The 16,255-nt window shown below is 48.0% G+C and carries 13 protein-coding genes and 2 pseudogenes; 8 read left to right on the plus strand and 7 right to left on the minus strand.

Translation table 11 applies throughout. The features are described 5' to 3' along the window. Positions 1–229: 229 nt before the first annotated feature. Entirely contained in the window at positions 230–538 is a 309-nt protein-coding gene (locus JWJ90_RS20965) for a putative quinol monooxygenase (RefSeq protein WP_205229175.1), read from the minus strand. A 583-nt stretch (positions 539–1,121) separates the two neighbouring features. On the opposite strand from JWJ90_RS20965, the gene JWJ90_RS20970 reads away from it, so the two are divergent. The 8 genes from JWJ90_RS20970 to JWJ90_RS21005 all read left to right on the plus strand — a co-directional run bounded on the left by JWJ90_RS20970 (position 1,122) and on the right by JWJ90_RS21005 (position 11,368). Then, entirely contained in the window at positions 1,122–2,333 is a 1,212-nt protein-coding gene (locus JWJ90_RS20970; RefSeq protein ID WP_205229176.1) for an FIST signal transduction protein, read from the plus strand. Further along, positions 2,330–4,489, plus strand: coding sequence for an ATP-binding protein (locus JWJ90_RS20975; RefSeq protein ID WP_205229177.1), 2,160 nt, complete (start codon positions 2,330–2,332; stop codon positions 4,487–4,489). Before JWJ90_RS20970 ends, JWJ90_RS20975 begins: the two co-directional genes overlap by 4 nt. Before the next feature lie 10 nt (positions 4,490–4,499). Continuing rightward, the gene (locus JWJ90_RS20980; protein ID WP_205229178.1) at positions 4,500–5,129 is read left to right on the plus strand and encodes a response regulator; all 630 of its coding nucleotides are present in this window, start codon (positions 4,500–4,502) and stop codon (positions 5,127–5,129) included. Positions 5,130–5,554: 425 nt separating this feature from the next. Then, a complete protein-coding gene (locus tag JWJ90_RS20985; RefSeq protein WP_205229179.1) occupies positions 5,555–7,048 on the plus strand; it encodes a hypothetical protein in 1,494 nt (497 codons plus the stop codon). Between the two features lie 28 nt (positions 7,049–7,076). Then, positions 7,077–8,621, plus strand: coding sequence for a hypothetical protein (locus JWJ90_RS20990; protein WP_205229180.1), 1,545 nt, complete (start codon positions 7,077–7,079; stop codon positions 8,619–8,621). Between the two features lie 34 nt (positions 8,622–8,655). Next, positions 8,656–9,555: a hypothetical protein gene (locus JWJ90_RS20995; protein WP_205229182.1), complete on the plus strand. Its 900-nt coding sequence runs from the start codon at positions 8,656–8,658 to the stop codon at positions 9,553–9,555. A 57-nt stretch (positions 9,556–9,612) separates the two neighbouring features. Further along, positions 9,613–10,623, plus strand: a complete 1,011-nt coding sequence (locus JWJ90_RS21000; protein ID WP_205229183.1) for a deoxyribonuclease II family protein — start codon at positions 9,613–9,615, stop codon at positions 10,621–10,623. A gap of 145 nt (positions 10,624–10,768) precedes the next feature. Then, a complete protein-coding gene (locus JWJ90_RS21005) occupies positions 10,769–11,368 on the plus strand; it encodes a flavodoxin family protein (protein ID WP_205229184.1) in 600 nt (199 codons plus the stop codon). 283 nt (positions 11,369–11,651) lie between these two features. On the opposite strand, the gene JWJ90_RS21010 is transcribed toward JWJ90_RS21005, so the two are convergent. The 6 genes and pseudogenes from JWJ90_RS21010 to JWJ90_RS21035 form a co-directional block, all read right to left on the minus strand. Next, positions 11,652–12,668, minus strand: coding sequence for a pirin family protein (locus JWJ90_RS21010; protein WP_205229185.1), 1,017 nt, complete (start codon positions 12,666–12,668; stop codon positions 11,652–11,654). Positions 12,669–13,002: 334 nt separating this feature from the next. Continuing rightward, on the minus strand, positions 13,003–13,758 hold the full coding sequence (locus JWJ90_RS21015; protein ID WP_205229186.1) for an SDR family oxidoreductase: 756 nt from the start codon (positions 13,756–13,758) through the stop codon (positions 13,003–13,005). Positions 13,759–13,898: 140 nt separating this feature from the next. Beyond that, the gene (locus tag JWJ90_RS21020; RefSeq protein ID WP_205229187.1) at positions 13,899–14,393 is read right to left on the minus strand and encodes a P-loop nucleotide/nucleoside kinase family protein; all 495 of its coding nucleotides are present in this window, start codon (positions 14,391–14,393) and stop codon (positions 13,899–13,901) included. A gap of 210 nt (positions 14,394–14,603) precedes the next feature. Further along, positions 14,604–15,536 (minus strand): hypothetical protein, encoded by a 933-nt coding sequence (locus tag JWJ90_RS21025; RefSeq protein ID WP_205229188.1) that lies wholly within the window; start codon positions 15,534–15,536, stop codon positions 14,604–14,606. 189 nt (positions 15,537–15,725) lie between these two features. Next, positions 15,726–16,026: pseudogene (locus tag JWJ90_RS21030) on the minus strand (HigA family addiction module antitoxin). 30 nt (positions 16,027–16,056) lie between these two features. Then, positions 16,057–16,255 (minus strand): annotated as a pseudogene (locus JWJ90_RS21035) (hypothetical protein); the annotation flags it as partial.

Below are 16,255 nucleotides of genomic sequence, written 5' to 3' on the forward strand. Positions count from 1 at the left end.
AGGCTTACTGTAGGATTTCAAGCTACCTGCAGACCATGGCAAGCCAGGGGATCAATCCTCTTGTCGCTATCCAGTTGGCATTGGCAGGAACTCTGCCTGATGCCGAAGAATAGGGGTGAGTAGTTACGATTGAAAAATCTAATTATTCAAGCCCCCCTTAATTTAAAAATCTTTGCCTCATTAATAGAATGCGCTGTTCAGTGACCACCCGCCGTCACGGATTCAGGTCTTAGTTCTGCCCGCTAACCATGCTCCAAAATGTAATGTCGATTGGTCTTGCCAATAGCGTGTCGGCTTGATCGGTAAAAGCCCTGACATGTGGAGTTTCCAAATGCGCCTCAAGTGCCGCTTTACTTGTCCAGTTTTCATAGAATACAAAAAGCGTAGGATTATCGTCAGATTGATGCAGATCATAGTTGAAGCACCCCTCTTCCTGACGTGTTGGTTCCAGGAGAGCTTGCAAGCAGCTCTTGACTTTTTCTTCCATACCGGGCTTTGCCTCGACATAAGCGACTACACTGAGTTTTGATTCTGACATAGATCCTCCTTACGTTTTTTTTATTGGCAAGCATTGCAAATCTGTCAACGCTGAACCCATTTACGTGACGATTGCCGATAGGTTTGATCGTAACCTGCCTTCGCACCGGCATTTTTCTCCCGGCAGGTTGTTCGTTGGACATTAAGCAGCCGAACCCCCAAAAAACGGCGACAAATGTGATGCTCCTCGCGAGGCTTCCGCTGTCGCCAGCTAATGATAGGTAACCGGTCATGGGGTAATCCCCAAAAATACAGCTAATCATCGAACCTGTAAGCGGTTACGGGGTGCCGGAGATGCTAGGCATTGGCCTGTGCAGCGTACATCTGTACGTAAGCAGGCCGATAACACCGCAGATTCGGTGCCGCGTGATCGCTTACAGTGATAGCCCTGCTTTTCACACCAATTACAATGACCAATACTGCGGAACAGAGTTGTAAAAGATATAAATATGCCATTTTTGCTGGACCAGGCCAGCATTCATTTGGCATACTTCTGGATTATGGCACATGTTCCTATAATTTATCCACAGTTTTTCATTTATTGAGTGCTCCTATTCCCCATATATTTTTTTGGAGAAGTACCGATGCTAAAGTTCTGGTCTGCAGGAAACAAAATTGTCAATTCTAAAAAAGCGATGCAAAGTTGTCTTGATGAAATGCATTTTGGCAGCCCTGACGCTGAAACGGAGCTCATAATTATCCACACCACCATGGGGCACAAATTCGGCGAACTGATCGAGGCGGCAAAAGAGGCAAACCCAAATGCCAAGGTGGTGGGGTGCACCGGGGGCGGTGTCATCGGCAGCAATGGCTTTGTCAGCGAAAATATGCGTGCCCTTGCCGTCATGGGAATTCGAGGGGACGCAAAGGATGTCGCTATCAGCTATAGCGACCGGCTCAGTTTCGCCAATTCCTTTGAGGAATCGTTGCGTGTAGCCAAAGCCCTCAAAGCACAAAATTCAGGCATCAATATGATTTTCCTGTTCGGAGGCTTTCTGGACATGGTTGCAGATCAGTCTTTAACAGCGTTTGAGGAGGTGTTTGGCGCACAGATGCCGATTTTTGGCGGGACCGCCACTGACAATCTCAAGGGGATTAAGAGCAACCAGTTTGTTGACGGGAAAATTCTCGAGCATGGATTAATCGCGGTCGGTTTTGCCGACCCGACCCTGACGGTGAACATGGGAGTGCATCACGGCAACGTATGTTTGGGCAAGCCCTTTGTGGTAACGCGGTCCGAGCGCAATCAAATCCTGGAGCTTAATGGTCAACCGGCATGGCCGTTTATCATGAATCGAATGGATCTGCCGGTGGAGACAGAATTCGAAGAGGCCCTGCGTGTTGTCTGTTTCGCGGCCATGCTGCCCGAAGCCCTTCACTCGGAGTATGATAACCAGTACACTCTGTATGTGCCAGTTGGTACGGACAAAGAAAAACAGTCTTTTTATTTACCGGTAACCATTGCCGAGGGGACCAAATTATGGCTCTCCCACCGGGAAGAAAAGAAGATGTTCGACGGCCTTGACTTGATGGTTTCCAGGCTGGAAGAACAATTGGAAGGCCGTTCACCTGTAGCGGTATTTCACGCTGACTGCGCGGCGCGAGGCCGCATGTCTTTTGACCAGATAAATAAAACGGAGATTATTTCGCGGATGCAGACCCCCCTTTGCGATGGCGCACATGTGCCCTGGCTCGGATTGTATGGCTATGGTGAGTTTACACGCTTGGGGGGGAAAAACGTATTCCACAACCAGACCACCTCGCTTTTTGTTCTGACCCGTTCCGAACTCCAATGACCCGAGAATCAAGATTACAATCACCTCAAGAGCTTCAGATCCAGGTGGAGAACCTGCAGTCTGAAATCACGAGGTTTATTGCCATCAAGCAGGAGCTGATTGACACCCGGGGGCTTTTTGAGCGAGAGCAGGGCCGCTTCCGGGGCATCCTGGCTTGCAGTGAAAAACTTTTGCGGGCAGAGGACATGGATACCTTTGCCATGATTCTGCTGGAGGCAATCCTGCAGACCTTTGAATTCGAAATCGCTCTTTTCGCGCGATTCAATGGTGCTCACCAATGTCTCGATATAATCGGAGAGGCCGGTTTCGGCACCTCTGTAGCAAGCCTGCCGTTCCATATTGACTGGCTCGAAAGTAATACGGGGGTCATTCTGCCCTCGGGGCACAAACTGCTGGGGAAATGGGCATCCCTGGGGTTGGGCAAGGCCATCATGTGTCCGTTCTTCTCTGAAAGAGACAACGCCTTTGCGGGGCTGGTGATAGGCGGACTGACCATTGAGAATCTGGCATACTTTGATCCCATTAACAATGAGGTCATTCCATCGTTTTCAGTCATGGTCGCCCAAGCGGGTGCCCTGTTCGGCAACTACAAACTCAAACGCAAGCTGCAGGAACAGAACATCCAGCTTGAGCACTACAGCAAGAATCTGGAGAGCCAGGTCGTGGCACGAACCGCAGAATTGGCCGATGCCAAGGAACGAGCCGAGGAGGCCAGTCGGGCCAAGAGCGAGTTTCTGGCCAATATGAGCCATGAGCTGCGAACGCCCATGAATGCCATACTGGGATACTCACAACTGATGCGCAGAGACGTCTCGCTGCTTCCCGAACAAAGAGAAAACCTCAAGACCATAAACCGCTGCGGCACACACCTCCTAACCTTAATCAACGACGTGCTGTCCATCTCCAGGATCGAGGCGGGGCGAATAACTTTGGACAAAACGACCTTTAACCTGCGCACCTTCCTGCAGGAGATTGAAGACATGTTTGACGCCAGTGTGGAGGCCAAGGGATTACAGTTTGAGGTAATCGGGATCAAAGATTTGCCGCGTTACGTAGCCACTGACGAAAGCAAGCTGCGCCAGGTGCTGGTCAATCTTTTGGCCAATGCGGTCAAATTCACGGAGCAAGGCGGCATCACCTTAAAGGTGGCAGTGGAGGGGAGGGCTTCAGGCAGGATGCGCTTTTCCGTTGAAGTGCAGGATACCGGCATCGGCATCGCCGAGCATGAGATGGTCAATGTGTTTCAATATTTCGAGCAGACGGAAAGTGGGAAAAAGAGTAAGAGCGGCACGGGATTGGGACTGGCCATCAGCCGAAATTATGTCTGCCTGCTGGGAGGAGACATTGACGTCACCAGCCAGCCGAACAAGGGGAGCACCTTCCGTTTTCAGATCGATATCGAAGAGGGCGATGAGACCGTTTTCAAGACGCAGGCGGCACAACAGCAGCGGGTGATCGGCCTGGTGCCGGGGCAGGAGGTCCCTCGCATTCTGGTGGTCGAAGACACGGAGGATAGCCGCAACCTGCTGGTTAACCTTCTTCGATCAGTAGGTTTCCAGGTGCAGGAAGCGGTCAACGGCCAGGATGCTGTCGAACAATGGCAGAAATGGCAGCCACATTTCATCTGGATGGACAAACGCATGCCGATTATGGACGGCTACCAGGCGACCGCAACAATCAGAAACGCACCGGGGGAGAAGGGCACGATCATTGTAACCCTGACCTCCAGCGCCTTTGAAGAAGATCGGCAAAAGGCCATCGAGCATGGCTGCAACGACTTTGCCCTCAAACCCTTCAACGAATCCGAGATTTTTGAAATAATGCGCACCTATCTCGGTGTGCAGTATGTTTATGAAAAAGAGGGTGAAAGTTCGAGCCCCTCGGTTATCAAGCAAAAATTGACAGATGAAAGCCTGGTCACGATCATTGAGGATTTACCCAGGGACCTGATTGCCGGGCTTAAGGAGGCCACGGAGTTGAGTCATGCGGCCATGATTGATCAGGTGATCAAAAAAATCAGTGCTTTGAATGCTGATTTAGGCGATGCCCTGTCCGGTATGGCAGAAAATTTTGCCTATGATCAGATCTTGTCACTCATTCAAAAAATAGAAGCAATATCTCCTAACTTGCATGAACCAAAAATCATTGAAAAATAAGGGTGAACCTATGACGGGACAAGAAAACCACCGGAGCATTCTGGTGGTTGATGACAATCCTGACAATTTGCGATTACTAGAAAAGCTTCTGACGGAACATCATTACAAGGTCAGATTGGCGACGAGCGGCAGCAGGGCTCTGGCAACTGTCCGCAAAGAGGCGCCTGATTTGATATTGCTGGATATCATGATGCCCGAGATGGATGGCTTTGAAGTCTGTCGACAACTGAAATCGATTGAGCAGACAGCCCACATCCCTATCATTTTTATCAGCGCCGTCAGTGAAATCATTGATAAGGTCAAGGCGTTTTCCCTGGGGGCGGTTGATTATATTTTAAAACCGTTCCAGGAAGATGAGGTTTTAGCCCGGGTAAAAACCCATCTAACCTTAAGCATCTTGCAACGTCAGCTTGAAAAGAAAAATGCTGCGTTGGAGGAAGCCCTTGCTGAAATCAAAATTCTGCGCGGAATCATTCCCATTTGCGCGTCATGTAAAAAAATCCGCAATGACGATGGGTATTGGCAACAGATCGAAAGTTATATCAGGGAGCATTCGGATGCGCAATTCAGCCACAGTATCTGCGAAGAGTGCGCCCAAAAACTCTATTCTGATTTTCTCAAAGGCCCCCTTAATTCATGATCTGGGCGGCTTTTTTAATCCCGCCATCTTCTCCCGCCAAGCGCTTTAAGCCAACAGGGAATTTTGAATAATTGCTTTTTCTGTCAATCCCGCGGAGTCTGGCGCTTACGGGTGCATCCGCTACTTATGGCAAATTGTTCGAACCACACTTCAGGTAGACGTCAGCATGGGAAATTGGCCCATACTGCGGGCGGCGAACTTTTTAATTCCATAAGCTTCGGATGCTCCCGGCGCTTACCCCGTTATGCTTCAATCTTATCCTCGGAGTCTACGCTTACCTGGCCCTGATTGAAAAAACTCATTCTTCAAGACAGTCAACAGTGTTGCCCGCCCAGACGAGAAACGGACCTCAGATTGTCCGGAAGGATATGACGTCGGCAAACCGTATTTACAGTAAATCTCTTGTAAAATCAAAGGAGTGCTCCATGGACAACCACGCAAAACTCGCTCCTGAAGTCAGCCTGGTATGGGAAGTGATGACCTGCCTTGGTCTGCGCACAACCTATGACAGACCGGACACCCCCTGTCACTGGTTCAACAGCCATTACGGCCCTTACCCGGCATACGCACCATGTGAGGTCGATCCCCTGGACGAGACCAGAACCGATACAAAGACCACCTTTCCGGCTCTCAGCAAGGGGAAGCGGTACAATATTCCGGAAATTATGAGCGGCTGCCGCAAGGCGCCGATCATGAGCATTGGCATCAATCCCAACCTGACCTCCTACCAGCATGGCATCAACGGGACAACCTGGTGCTACCCCTACTTCGATGATATCACTGCCTACGCAAAACACTTCCGCTATCGAACCGTTAACCAGGAACGCTTCCAGCTTGACTTCATCAGGGCCAACCTCAGACCGGAAACGCTTACCGTGGCCAAGGCGGACGGAAAAATCGTCGGGATGAGCCTCCAAAACGACGTTCTTGCGCTTAATTTTGAGTACCTCGATGGGGCAAGGGAGACCATCCGCATACCGGCTGACCGGGACCTCATGTTCGATACCCGCGATTCGTACAACGGCGGTGAGCCCAGGAACGTGTTTAAAAAAGGCGACATTATTGCCGGGCTCCTTGCATTGCCTGAAAATGTGACCACGGAAGTTTGCCGGGAGCCTGTTGGCTACTATCAACGTTTTCAAAAGATGGTCGAGACTTTCAAGACACTCGGGGACGAAGCGCTGCAAAATTCACAGGTCCGCCTTGGTGAGGACGCTTCGATGGGGGATATGGTAGCCTGTGCCAGTCCGGGCTGGAACGCTTATTTTCCCGATGCGACCCTGCAAGGAATTATTGAGAATTGCGTCCAGAAGCGACAGCACTTCCGCAGACAGGTAATCCAATCCCGGCCTGCGGTGATCGTTTTCTCCGGTGATGCCGCTCTGCGGATGTTTATGGATGCCTTCCCGGTCGAAATCACCCCGAAGATCGATGAAAAGCAGACCACATACGAGCGGCTCAAAGACTGTCTGGAGCACCCCTGCTGGCTCAATTTTGTTGACAACGAAGCAAGTTTCAGGTCGCGCATCGTCTTTTCGCCCCATTTTTCCTATCCCGACAACTTTGAAGCGGGGTGTCGGCTCAGCAATGACGACTGGGAGAGCTTTGAGAAACAATATCCCGATGACGCCGAAAGAGTTCATGATCATAAGCAAACGACTTATTCCGGGATCCTGGTCACCGTAAATCCGGATGCAGAACCCTACCTCACTGACTTGAGCGCCGAAGGACGAGCATACCTGTCCAGCCGGTACATCGACCCCATCGACACCATCGCCAAGGTCATGTTGCAGGAATACCATGAAAAACGGCTGCAACTGGACCAGGCAGGAGAACACCTGACCCGCACCGATGGCCCGTGTCGATTCTGCAACAACGAACTGTTTCAGATTGGACAGGGGTGTCAGTACTGTAAGTAAGCCAATAGAAGAAAAGGATAAGGAGACAATGCACAATCAAAAACTTGACCTCTACGGTCTCCACGGCAGCTCGCACACTGCGCCCATGGATACAATGGTGGCCTATTGGGCCGCAATGGGCGCGGGCGGGGGCGGCTTTGTTGCCGGCCTGCACCTCAACAAGAGCGGATCGGCGGTGTGCTGCCCGACTGCCCACCTGCAGAACCGGGACGGCGAATCACTTGCAATCCTCGATCTCTCCGATGAACAACTCCGGGACTTTGACGCCGGTGCCACTTTCCGGTCCACTGTTCTCGATGCCGACTATCAGCCCACCGGCGAGACGGGAAGCAATTATCCCTGGATTGGTAACCCGAAGAAGGGAGATCACCTGTACCATCCGCTCCTCACGGAGGTGCTGCGGATGTTCGGCCGACGGACCCGGCTGCTGTTGTTGTTGCAGGAAGATCAGGGTGAACAGGCGGCAAACGCTCTGGTTGACCAGACCCTGAAGAATCTACAGTCCTTTGGTTTGACAAAGTGGGTCACCATCATTGCCCCACAAACATTGTGTGCCAAGATCCATGAGCAATCTCCCGGAACACCTCTAGCCCTGATTGCATCATCTGATGCAAGCTTGGAGGAGAGTATCGCGGAATGCAAGAAGGTACAGGCCGAGTACCTGTATATCTCCATCGAGAGGGTGATCAAACACATTGGGGCATTAAAGGACATTCTACCGATCAAGCTGCTACTCAACTCGGAGAAAGCACCGATGGCACCAAGGCCGGAGCAGCTTGCGGACGTAATGGGACTGGACTGCCTGGCCGGTCTATGCTTTCAAAGCGTTGAGTCTTGCGTGGAGATGGTTACCCCGCGGGCAAAGGTGTTGGCCGACAGCTTCGAAGGCTCCACCATTGACCGCACCATCTGGGCCTGTGGCTATTCTCATCAGAACCAGGATACCCAGATCTCCCAATGCAACGGATTCACGATTACCATACGGCAAGGTGGCAGCTATTCCGGAGGGGCAGCAGTTACCCTCTTGCCCATCCACAGTCGTTTCGATGCCCAGGTTGATTTCCATGTGGCACATCCTCATCAGGGAACCACCTTTGAGATGGCGGCGATCGGCATTGACCCGGGATATTTTCATATTGATAACACCGACCTCAACTCGCGAAACGTCAATCTGACCTTTGATGTCCATGGAGCACCTCCCTATGCCAGCAGTGAGCGCGACGAGAACGACGGTTTTCGGATTGGTTGGAACAACGGCTATAATCTGACCAAGGTCGATGCCGACTGGGCCGCTTCTTCAGTCAACATGTATAACAAATATGGCCGGGATGTGGGAAACGGAGCGATCGACAATCCCAAAGGCACCCTGCGGCTGGTCCGTAACGGCTCGGTGTTCAACGCTTATTCCAAGGATAAATACAATAAGGCCTGGGTCTGCACCGGCTCTGAGCTGATTCCCAATCTGGGCCCGGATATCCACCTGCGCCTGGCAGCCAAGCACTGGAACAAGGGCGGGGAACAGGCACCGCACAACCAAGTCATTTTCTCCAATTTTTGCGTCTTCCAATTTTAGCCAGCGGCTGCCAACCATCGAGAAAAGGAATACTATGACCACCGACCAAGCCCATGTTCAAAGCTCTACGTCAGGCGATAATTTGACACAGTACAAGGTCAAACCGGATTCCATGCGTGTCTCCTATTTTTACCGGGCGCTGCAATTCAAGAATAACCGTCCCGGCTTCCGGCGGACCCTCGGCACCCTTTTTATTCCTTCGTGGACCCAGTTGACGGCACCGCTGGGACTCACCGCCTATATTCCCTCCGTGCCGCCCGCAACCGATGCTTCTCCCCAGGTTCCCGACGAAATTGCCATTGTCTTCTTTGAATCCAAAGAGGTTTACTATGCCATGAAAAAAACAACTGGCGGCCGACTCTGCGGAGCAGCGGCGCACAGTTCGGTGTTCGCCTGGGACGAGGATCCCAATCCGGTACGCAAGAGTAGCTCGGGCTTCCCATCGCGCATGCCGGACCTGGGGCACGGAGATCTGGAGTTTCAGTTGGAAAGAAACGAAAAGGCGGAGGCGAACCACCAAAGAGGTAACACTGGCTACTATCTTTTCGACAACGACGCGGATTGGTACTCTGGCGCAACTCGGGTTTTTGTGGGTGCCCGCCCTCAAATCATCGGCACCGACGACTACCGGAATATGGTGCATCAGGCATTTGCAGCGCTTCGTGCGAACCGTCCCCCAGGCCTTGAGGGCCTGCTGTTCGTCATTTTGGAAGACTGCCTGCTCTATTGGGCGCATTGGATCTCCGCTGAAAAATACCGCGCAGATCTGCTGGCCGATCTGAACGACAAGCTCTCCGTCCTCATGGACAAATTCGCCGAGCCGCAAGAGGTGCCATCATCCCTGTTTCAGGAGTTTGAAGGTTTTCCCAATATACAAGACGGAGATAGTTACACCATTCAGTTCGCAAGAAGGCATGAGAAGAAAGGATGTTAAACACAGACGAGAAAGAAGATAACCGCCTCAAGGAGACGATCCTGATAAGGAGCTATTATGACCATTCTCAGTGCCCTGAGTGAACGTTCCGACAACTCTGTTGACTGGTGGTTTGCGTACAAATTGCCGGAAGACGTTTCGATCAATGGCTCTGCAAAGACAACGGGACTGGAGTACCTTTATCTTGATTCCGGATGCAATAAAGCGTTGGCATTGACCGGCCGGCAAATCGACTCCCCCGAAAGTGCACTGATGCGGACACTCGATCAGCTCAATGAAAAAAATCGCTCCACCCAAAAATCGCTCGGCTGGATTTTGTATAACGACGAGAAGCCCGACCGAACCGAGGATTCAGAAACAAAGGGGCATTCAAAGGGAGCTCTGGTCTTTGATCAAAAAACGGACAGCGCCTTCTGGCTGCTGCATTCGTGGCCATGTTTTCCATCGCTTCACCAAGCCCCCTTTCCGAGCGCCGAATACGGCCAGACATTTCTTTGTGTGAGCTTGCGGGATTTCAAGACAGCGGAAGAGATCGCCAAACAGATGTACCAGCAGAACGAACCGCAGGTATATGATTTTCGGACCGATGGCCTGCCCGAGAAGAGTTGGCTCTATAGGCTTGCCCGCAATACGAAATCTAATGACCAGGACCCGCCTGCCGATTTACGCTTCCAGTCAAGGGGCGGCTACGATTTTCGATTTCTGGCGAAAAATCGTCACTGGGACGAGGACTTCTGGATCGACTGGGTGAGGCCGCGTCTTGACGTAAATCTTGATGTGGAGACCTGGAGGCGGGGCAAACGCCCCGGCACCGAGGACTGTGATGGTGACCATTGTGTAGAAGACACCTTGTATGTGAATCTTGAACCACTGGGGGTGAACTGTGAATGGCATTACACCAAGGACCATTCCAAGTGGGCCGTGTCCGAATCCGGAGCTGGCCACTGGGTTTGTGTGGCGGATATCAACAGACAAATATCCCAGGAAAAGAGAGGGGGCGGGGTCATTTGTTTTCAGCACGAACAGTTATGGAAGGATTTATCGAATGTCGCACAGTTAAAATCTTAAAAACAAAAAACAATCCCATGGGGATCGACTGATTGTGATCCTCTCTCGCCATTGCCAATACTCTTTTTCGGACAGAGAATGAAAATTTTCGTTTTTCATTCTTTGCCAACGATTTTGTGAAGAAAACACAAACTGGAGAATTGTTATGTACGCAGTAGCTATTAACGGAAGTCCTCGCAAAGGTGGCAACACAGAACTGCTTTTAAATGAAGTGCTCGAACAATTGAAGGACAGCGGTTGGGAGACGGAACTCGTCAAGGTCGGTGGCACGGCTATCCGCGGCTGTATTGCCTGTAATCAATGCTTCGAGGATAACGACAACACATGCTCATTAAAGGATGACAATTTTAATGAAGTATATGCCAAAATGGTTAGAGCCGATGCCATGATTCTTGGCTCTCCAACGTATTTTTCCGCGGTATCATCTGATTTAAAAGCATTAATCGAGCGAGCCGGGTATGTCGCCTATGCAAACAACCATACTTTTTCAGGAAAGATAGGGGCCGCAGTCGTGGCCGCTAGAAGGGGAGGGGCAACCCATGTTTACGATACCATTAATCACATGTTCCAGATGTCGAGAATGATCCTGCCCTGTTCCACCTATTGGAACATGGGGTATGGTCTCAACAAAGGTGAAGTAAGTGAGGACGAAGAAGGGCTTGCCAATATGAGACATCTCGGAAAAGCAATTGATTGGCTGGGCAAGATTATACAACCACATGTAGCGAGCTATCCCAGAGACTGAAAGGAAGACTGCACTGCTAAATGGGCATACCTCCCAGGTGTCTTGAATAATTAGATTTTTCAATCAAGGCCAGGTAAGCGCCAGACTCCGCGGGATTGGAAGAAAAAGCAATTATTTAAGATTCTCTCCCATTATATCTGCCGGATTGTCACGAAGTGTTGCCATGTATTTTGCTTTAGAGCGAAGCGGTGCAAAATACATGGCAAAAATACTGACAGATTCAAATGTTTGTTAAACTTTAAGCCCCAATTAAATATTATATCCTAATATACATATAGGCATTCTAATTTCTTTTCTCAATTCTACCATCTGAGAATTGAGCAAATCTAATATCTTTCTCGCTGTGTACAGGCTCTGGACTATTCCAAGGCCAACCACCAAATTCTGTTTCTTGATAGTCTTTAAATGCTTGCGTTATTTCTTCTTGAGTATTCATGACAAATGGTCCATGCTGAGCAATTGGCTCATTTATTGGGTTACCTTGTAGAAATAATAAAAAGCTTTCCTCGTCTTTATTTTCAATGATAATATTTTTATCCTGTTTAATTTTAAAAGAATTGTTTACTGATATATCTTTGTCGCAAATATTTAGTCCATTACCTTTATAATAATACAAAGTTCTAATTGTATTTATGTTAGTTTCGTCGAGAGACCATTTAGCTCCGGGTGACAATTTTATAATCAAAATATTAACATTGTTATTTGGATCATTTGCCCAAGAATTAGTAGGTGGAGAAAGCGATTTTATGCCATTGTATGCACCAGCGATAATTTTAATACAAATTGAATTTCCTGTTTCATCTGTTTCTTCATAAACTGGTATATCTTCAGACCATAACATTTTATAGTCTGGTTCAACAAATTTATTCCTTTTGGGAAGATTCAGCCATACCTGGAATAGATGAAGGGTGTTTGACTTGTTTTTATATATACACGGAAACATTTCACTGTGTTGCATTCCTTTTCCGGCAGTCATCCATTGTACATCACCTTCACCATAACGACCTCCAGCTTTCATGGAATCGGAATGGTCAACAAATCCTTCTAAAACAATAGTAATCGTCTCGAAACCTCTATGAGGGTGTACGGGGAAACCTGGTATTTGTTGACCATGATACATTCTCCACCCATCTTTCAAAGTGAAATCTCGCCCAAGAGATCTATTTTTAAGAGATGCATTAGGTCCTTGAATTTCATTACCTTCTGGATATTTATCATAATGATGAGCACAAAAGAGGAAAGGATCATATGTTTTCCATTGAAAATCTAACGGGGTAATATCACTAATAATCTCTTTCATTTGCTGGTCTCCCACATTGTGTGACTTGTAAAGTATAAGTTAGTAATACAATATAAAAAGTTTTGCTTGATCAGTTGTAATTATGAGAGAAGTTTCAGATGTGTGAATCTTACCAGTAATTATCCGGAAGACTGACTAAAATGGTCCTCAGTGAACGTCTCGCCCCATGGTTGTTTTGTTGTTATGCAAAATATTATGTAAAATTAGGTAAATAGATTGTTTCGATTAAAACAGGTTTCAGCCCCTTGCTTCAGGGTGACACCACTAAAAATTTTCTTTGATCAAGAAATATTCCTCACCCTGCTTTTGTATCTGTTCTGTCCCTTGCTGCGCATCACGGGTAACTTTGGCCGGTGGGGCGAATCATGATTTCGTTAACGTTGACATGGGGAGGCAGCGACAGTAGCCAGCGGATTCCCTCCCCAATATCAGCGGGGTTAAGGAGAGTGCCAATAGAGCCGGTCAAGTTGTTGAATTCTTCGCCGTAGCCCGCGACCTGCTGGAATTCGCTCACCACAATACCGGGCATGACCAGTGAAACCCGTACTCCATATGGGCCGACCTCGCGGCGTAGTGCTTCTGCGAGAGAACCAATGGCAAACTTTGTGGAACCGTATACTGAACTGACAGGAGAGATGTGCTTGCCGACGACAGAACCGATGACAACAATGTCTCCGGATTTGCGTTCCACCATATAGCGACCGGCGCGTCGCATAAGCCTTGCCGCGCCCAGGTGGTTAAGCCGGACAACTTCCTCCCACTGGTCTTCGTCGCTATCAAGCAACCCGTTGGCAAGGCCCCGGCCTGCATTCACTACTGCGATGTCATATTTATTCCCACCTTCGTCCCATTCAAGTACGCGCTGTAACATCTCATCAATGTCAGCAGTTCCAGAGGCATCGCTATCCACCGGCAATGCAATGCCGCCTTGGGCGACAATTTCGGCGACGAGTTCATTAAGTTTGTCCCGGCGTCTGGCGTTGACAGCGACCGCAGCTCCATCTTGTGCCAAAAGCTTCGCAGTTATGCGTCCAATCCCGGAACTGGCACCGGTTATCAAGGCAGTTTTTCCCGACAATGGTTTATTCATGGGATTATTCTCTCGGTTTTATGGTTTGTTGTAATTTAAAATGAACAGATATTTTATTTCCTTTGTGAGATCGGGCTTGTCCAACTCCGGATAAGATTGTGGTTCGTTCGTGCCTCGCTCACACAATCTATCCTTGTTCGTTATCCATCCCGCGCCACTTTGATTATATTGAATCCTTCCTCCGGTGTTGGGGGCATAAAATATTTTGTAACCTGCTCAAACATCTCAGCTGTATCGGTTGCTGCTCTTTCAGGTTGTTCCATACACCTTTTGCTAATCTGTCTTAGGCAGGTTTCATTTGGCAAGTCGATGTACACCAGACTATGCGGAGCTTCGATCTCGGAGAAAATACTCCGAAACCAATCTCTTTGAGAAATGGTATTGGCTGGAAAATCCATCACCACATTGGTTCCCGAAGACAAAATAGATTGAACAAGCTTTTTGATCTGTGGTTTAAGTAGAGTTGAATATCCAATATAGTCCTTTAATGATGAAATTTTATTTGGGTAAAGTGACGCAAGCCATTCATCTTCTGAAAGAAGAACTGCATTGCCTGCCCGCGATATTTCACAAGCCTTAGTGGATTTTCCTGCACCCATTTTGCCGCAGAAAAAAGTCAACACGCCCTTACTCATAGTATCGGGTGCATCCGCTACTTATGGCAAATTGTTCGAACCACACTTCAGGTAGACGTCAGCATGGGAAATTGGCCCATACTGCGGGCGGCGAACTTTTTAATTCCATAAGCTTCGGATGCTCCCCATAGTATCTATCTTGGTCCATAGACGACAAGTTCACCAGCCTAGGCGGCGAAAAGGCCTAAGCTTTTAAAACTCTTAGTTATTTTACTTTTTTCCTTTCAAGTTAATAAATCTGCTCGCATAAATACCATTATTTTCAAACATTACAAAACCATTTCCTACTAATACTAGTTTCCAGCCTTTAAGTTCTTCTTTTATATTCGGTATGTTGTCTCCAATCCGCATAACCATTTCAATGTCTGTGTTTCTTACTATAATCAAAGCTTTTTGATATCGATTTTGAGGGACAATTTGTGTAATGTTAAGTGCATCAAGCCATTCTTTCTGAACTGGCTGATTTGGTAGAATCTTTGATTTATCAATGCGCTGTATTGTGTTTTTTTCATATGAAACATAAAGTATTGGTGAATTAATCAATGTTATATTGTTGGCATGTGATATTTTCACTGCTAATGGAGCACAAATAATAGATCCATCTGCGTGTGAAATATCTACAACTGCCCCAGATATCAAAATACTACTGTAAGGATCATTATTATCATGGGCTATGTTTATGTAATTACCTGCAATGATAAGATTTCTACTCCCATGGGAAATGTCAACAGCGCCTTGGGCAATTACTATGCAATTGTTTGCATGTCCTATTTCGATGCTTTCGTCAGCAATTATTATTGAATTATCTGCGAAAGAAACTTTCCCTCTTTTTGTTACAAGAAGTTTTTTGTTTAGATGATTATTTTGACTGATTGCTGAATTTACTGAATCAAAAGTTACAGGAAGCTCTATGTTGGGATTGTTCGCTATCTCGCGAACTCTTGTAACAAGTTGAACTAACGATGATTTGAGTTTGTTGTCACTTATTCCGTTAAATTTCCAATCATCAGTTTTGGTTGTTGTCGCAGCTCTTTCTAAAATTTCTCTAAATAACGAAATATCGTTTTTGTCATATGTCGTTTCACCGAATACTTGGCTGTTAAGTGTTATTATTGTGCAAAGTACTAAAGCGAGATATTTCATGCGATTCCTTCTTTGAGATTAATTTGCATAGAAATAACGGGGAGTTCAGCTGACCGGGGCATATAACCGAGCAGGTTGTCGAAGCCAAGTTTTTTCGAATACCAAGAGCTTTCGAAAAGCCGCTAGCCCTCTGGGGCGGCTGCAGCGTTTTGTTCTTCTTATATTCTTGAATGGTTCCCCCGGCCACCTTTAAGCAGTAACCGCTTGCAGAGGGATAATTTCATTCTCGATTTTTGCCACATTTTGTTTGGCCATTTTAAGATCATAACTGACTTGCAGGTTCATCCAAAATTGAGGGGTGGTGTTGAAGTATCGAGCCAACCTGAGGGCGGTATCAATGCTGATCCCTCTCTTTTGCCTTATCACATCGTTGATCCGAGGGGCTGGTACGCGCAAGGCAATAGCCAAAGCATTAGCACTCATATTTAATGGTTCTAAATAGTCTTCTTTGATTATTTCATCCAGGATGAATTGGTCGCATATTATTCATAATCGGTTCCTCCTAATTCTACTTTGGGGATCATCCGGCAGAGCATAACTTCTCTTCACTCTGTGCTTTATACGCAGAATCGATGGATGCCTGTCGTTTTCGGTGTCGCTTTTCCAACTGCTCCAACATTTCAGATTCCGTAATGTCTCGTCGGGGCAAAGTAGCCTTGAGAATTACCGCAATATCAGCGCAGCTCAAGAGCGGTATTTCCGTTTTGTTGGTGATCCGT

It is taken from the genome of Desulfobulbus rhabdoformis, assembly GCF_016919065.1.
In the GTDB taxonomy this organism is placed as follows: Bacteria; Desulfobacterota; Desulfobulbia; order Desulfobulbales; family Desulfobulbaceae; genus Desulfobulbus; species Desulfobulbus rhabdoformis.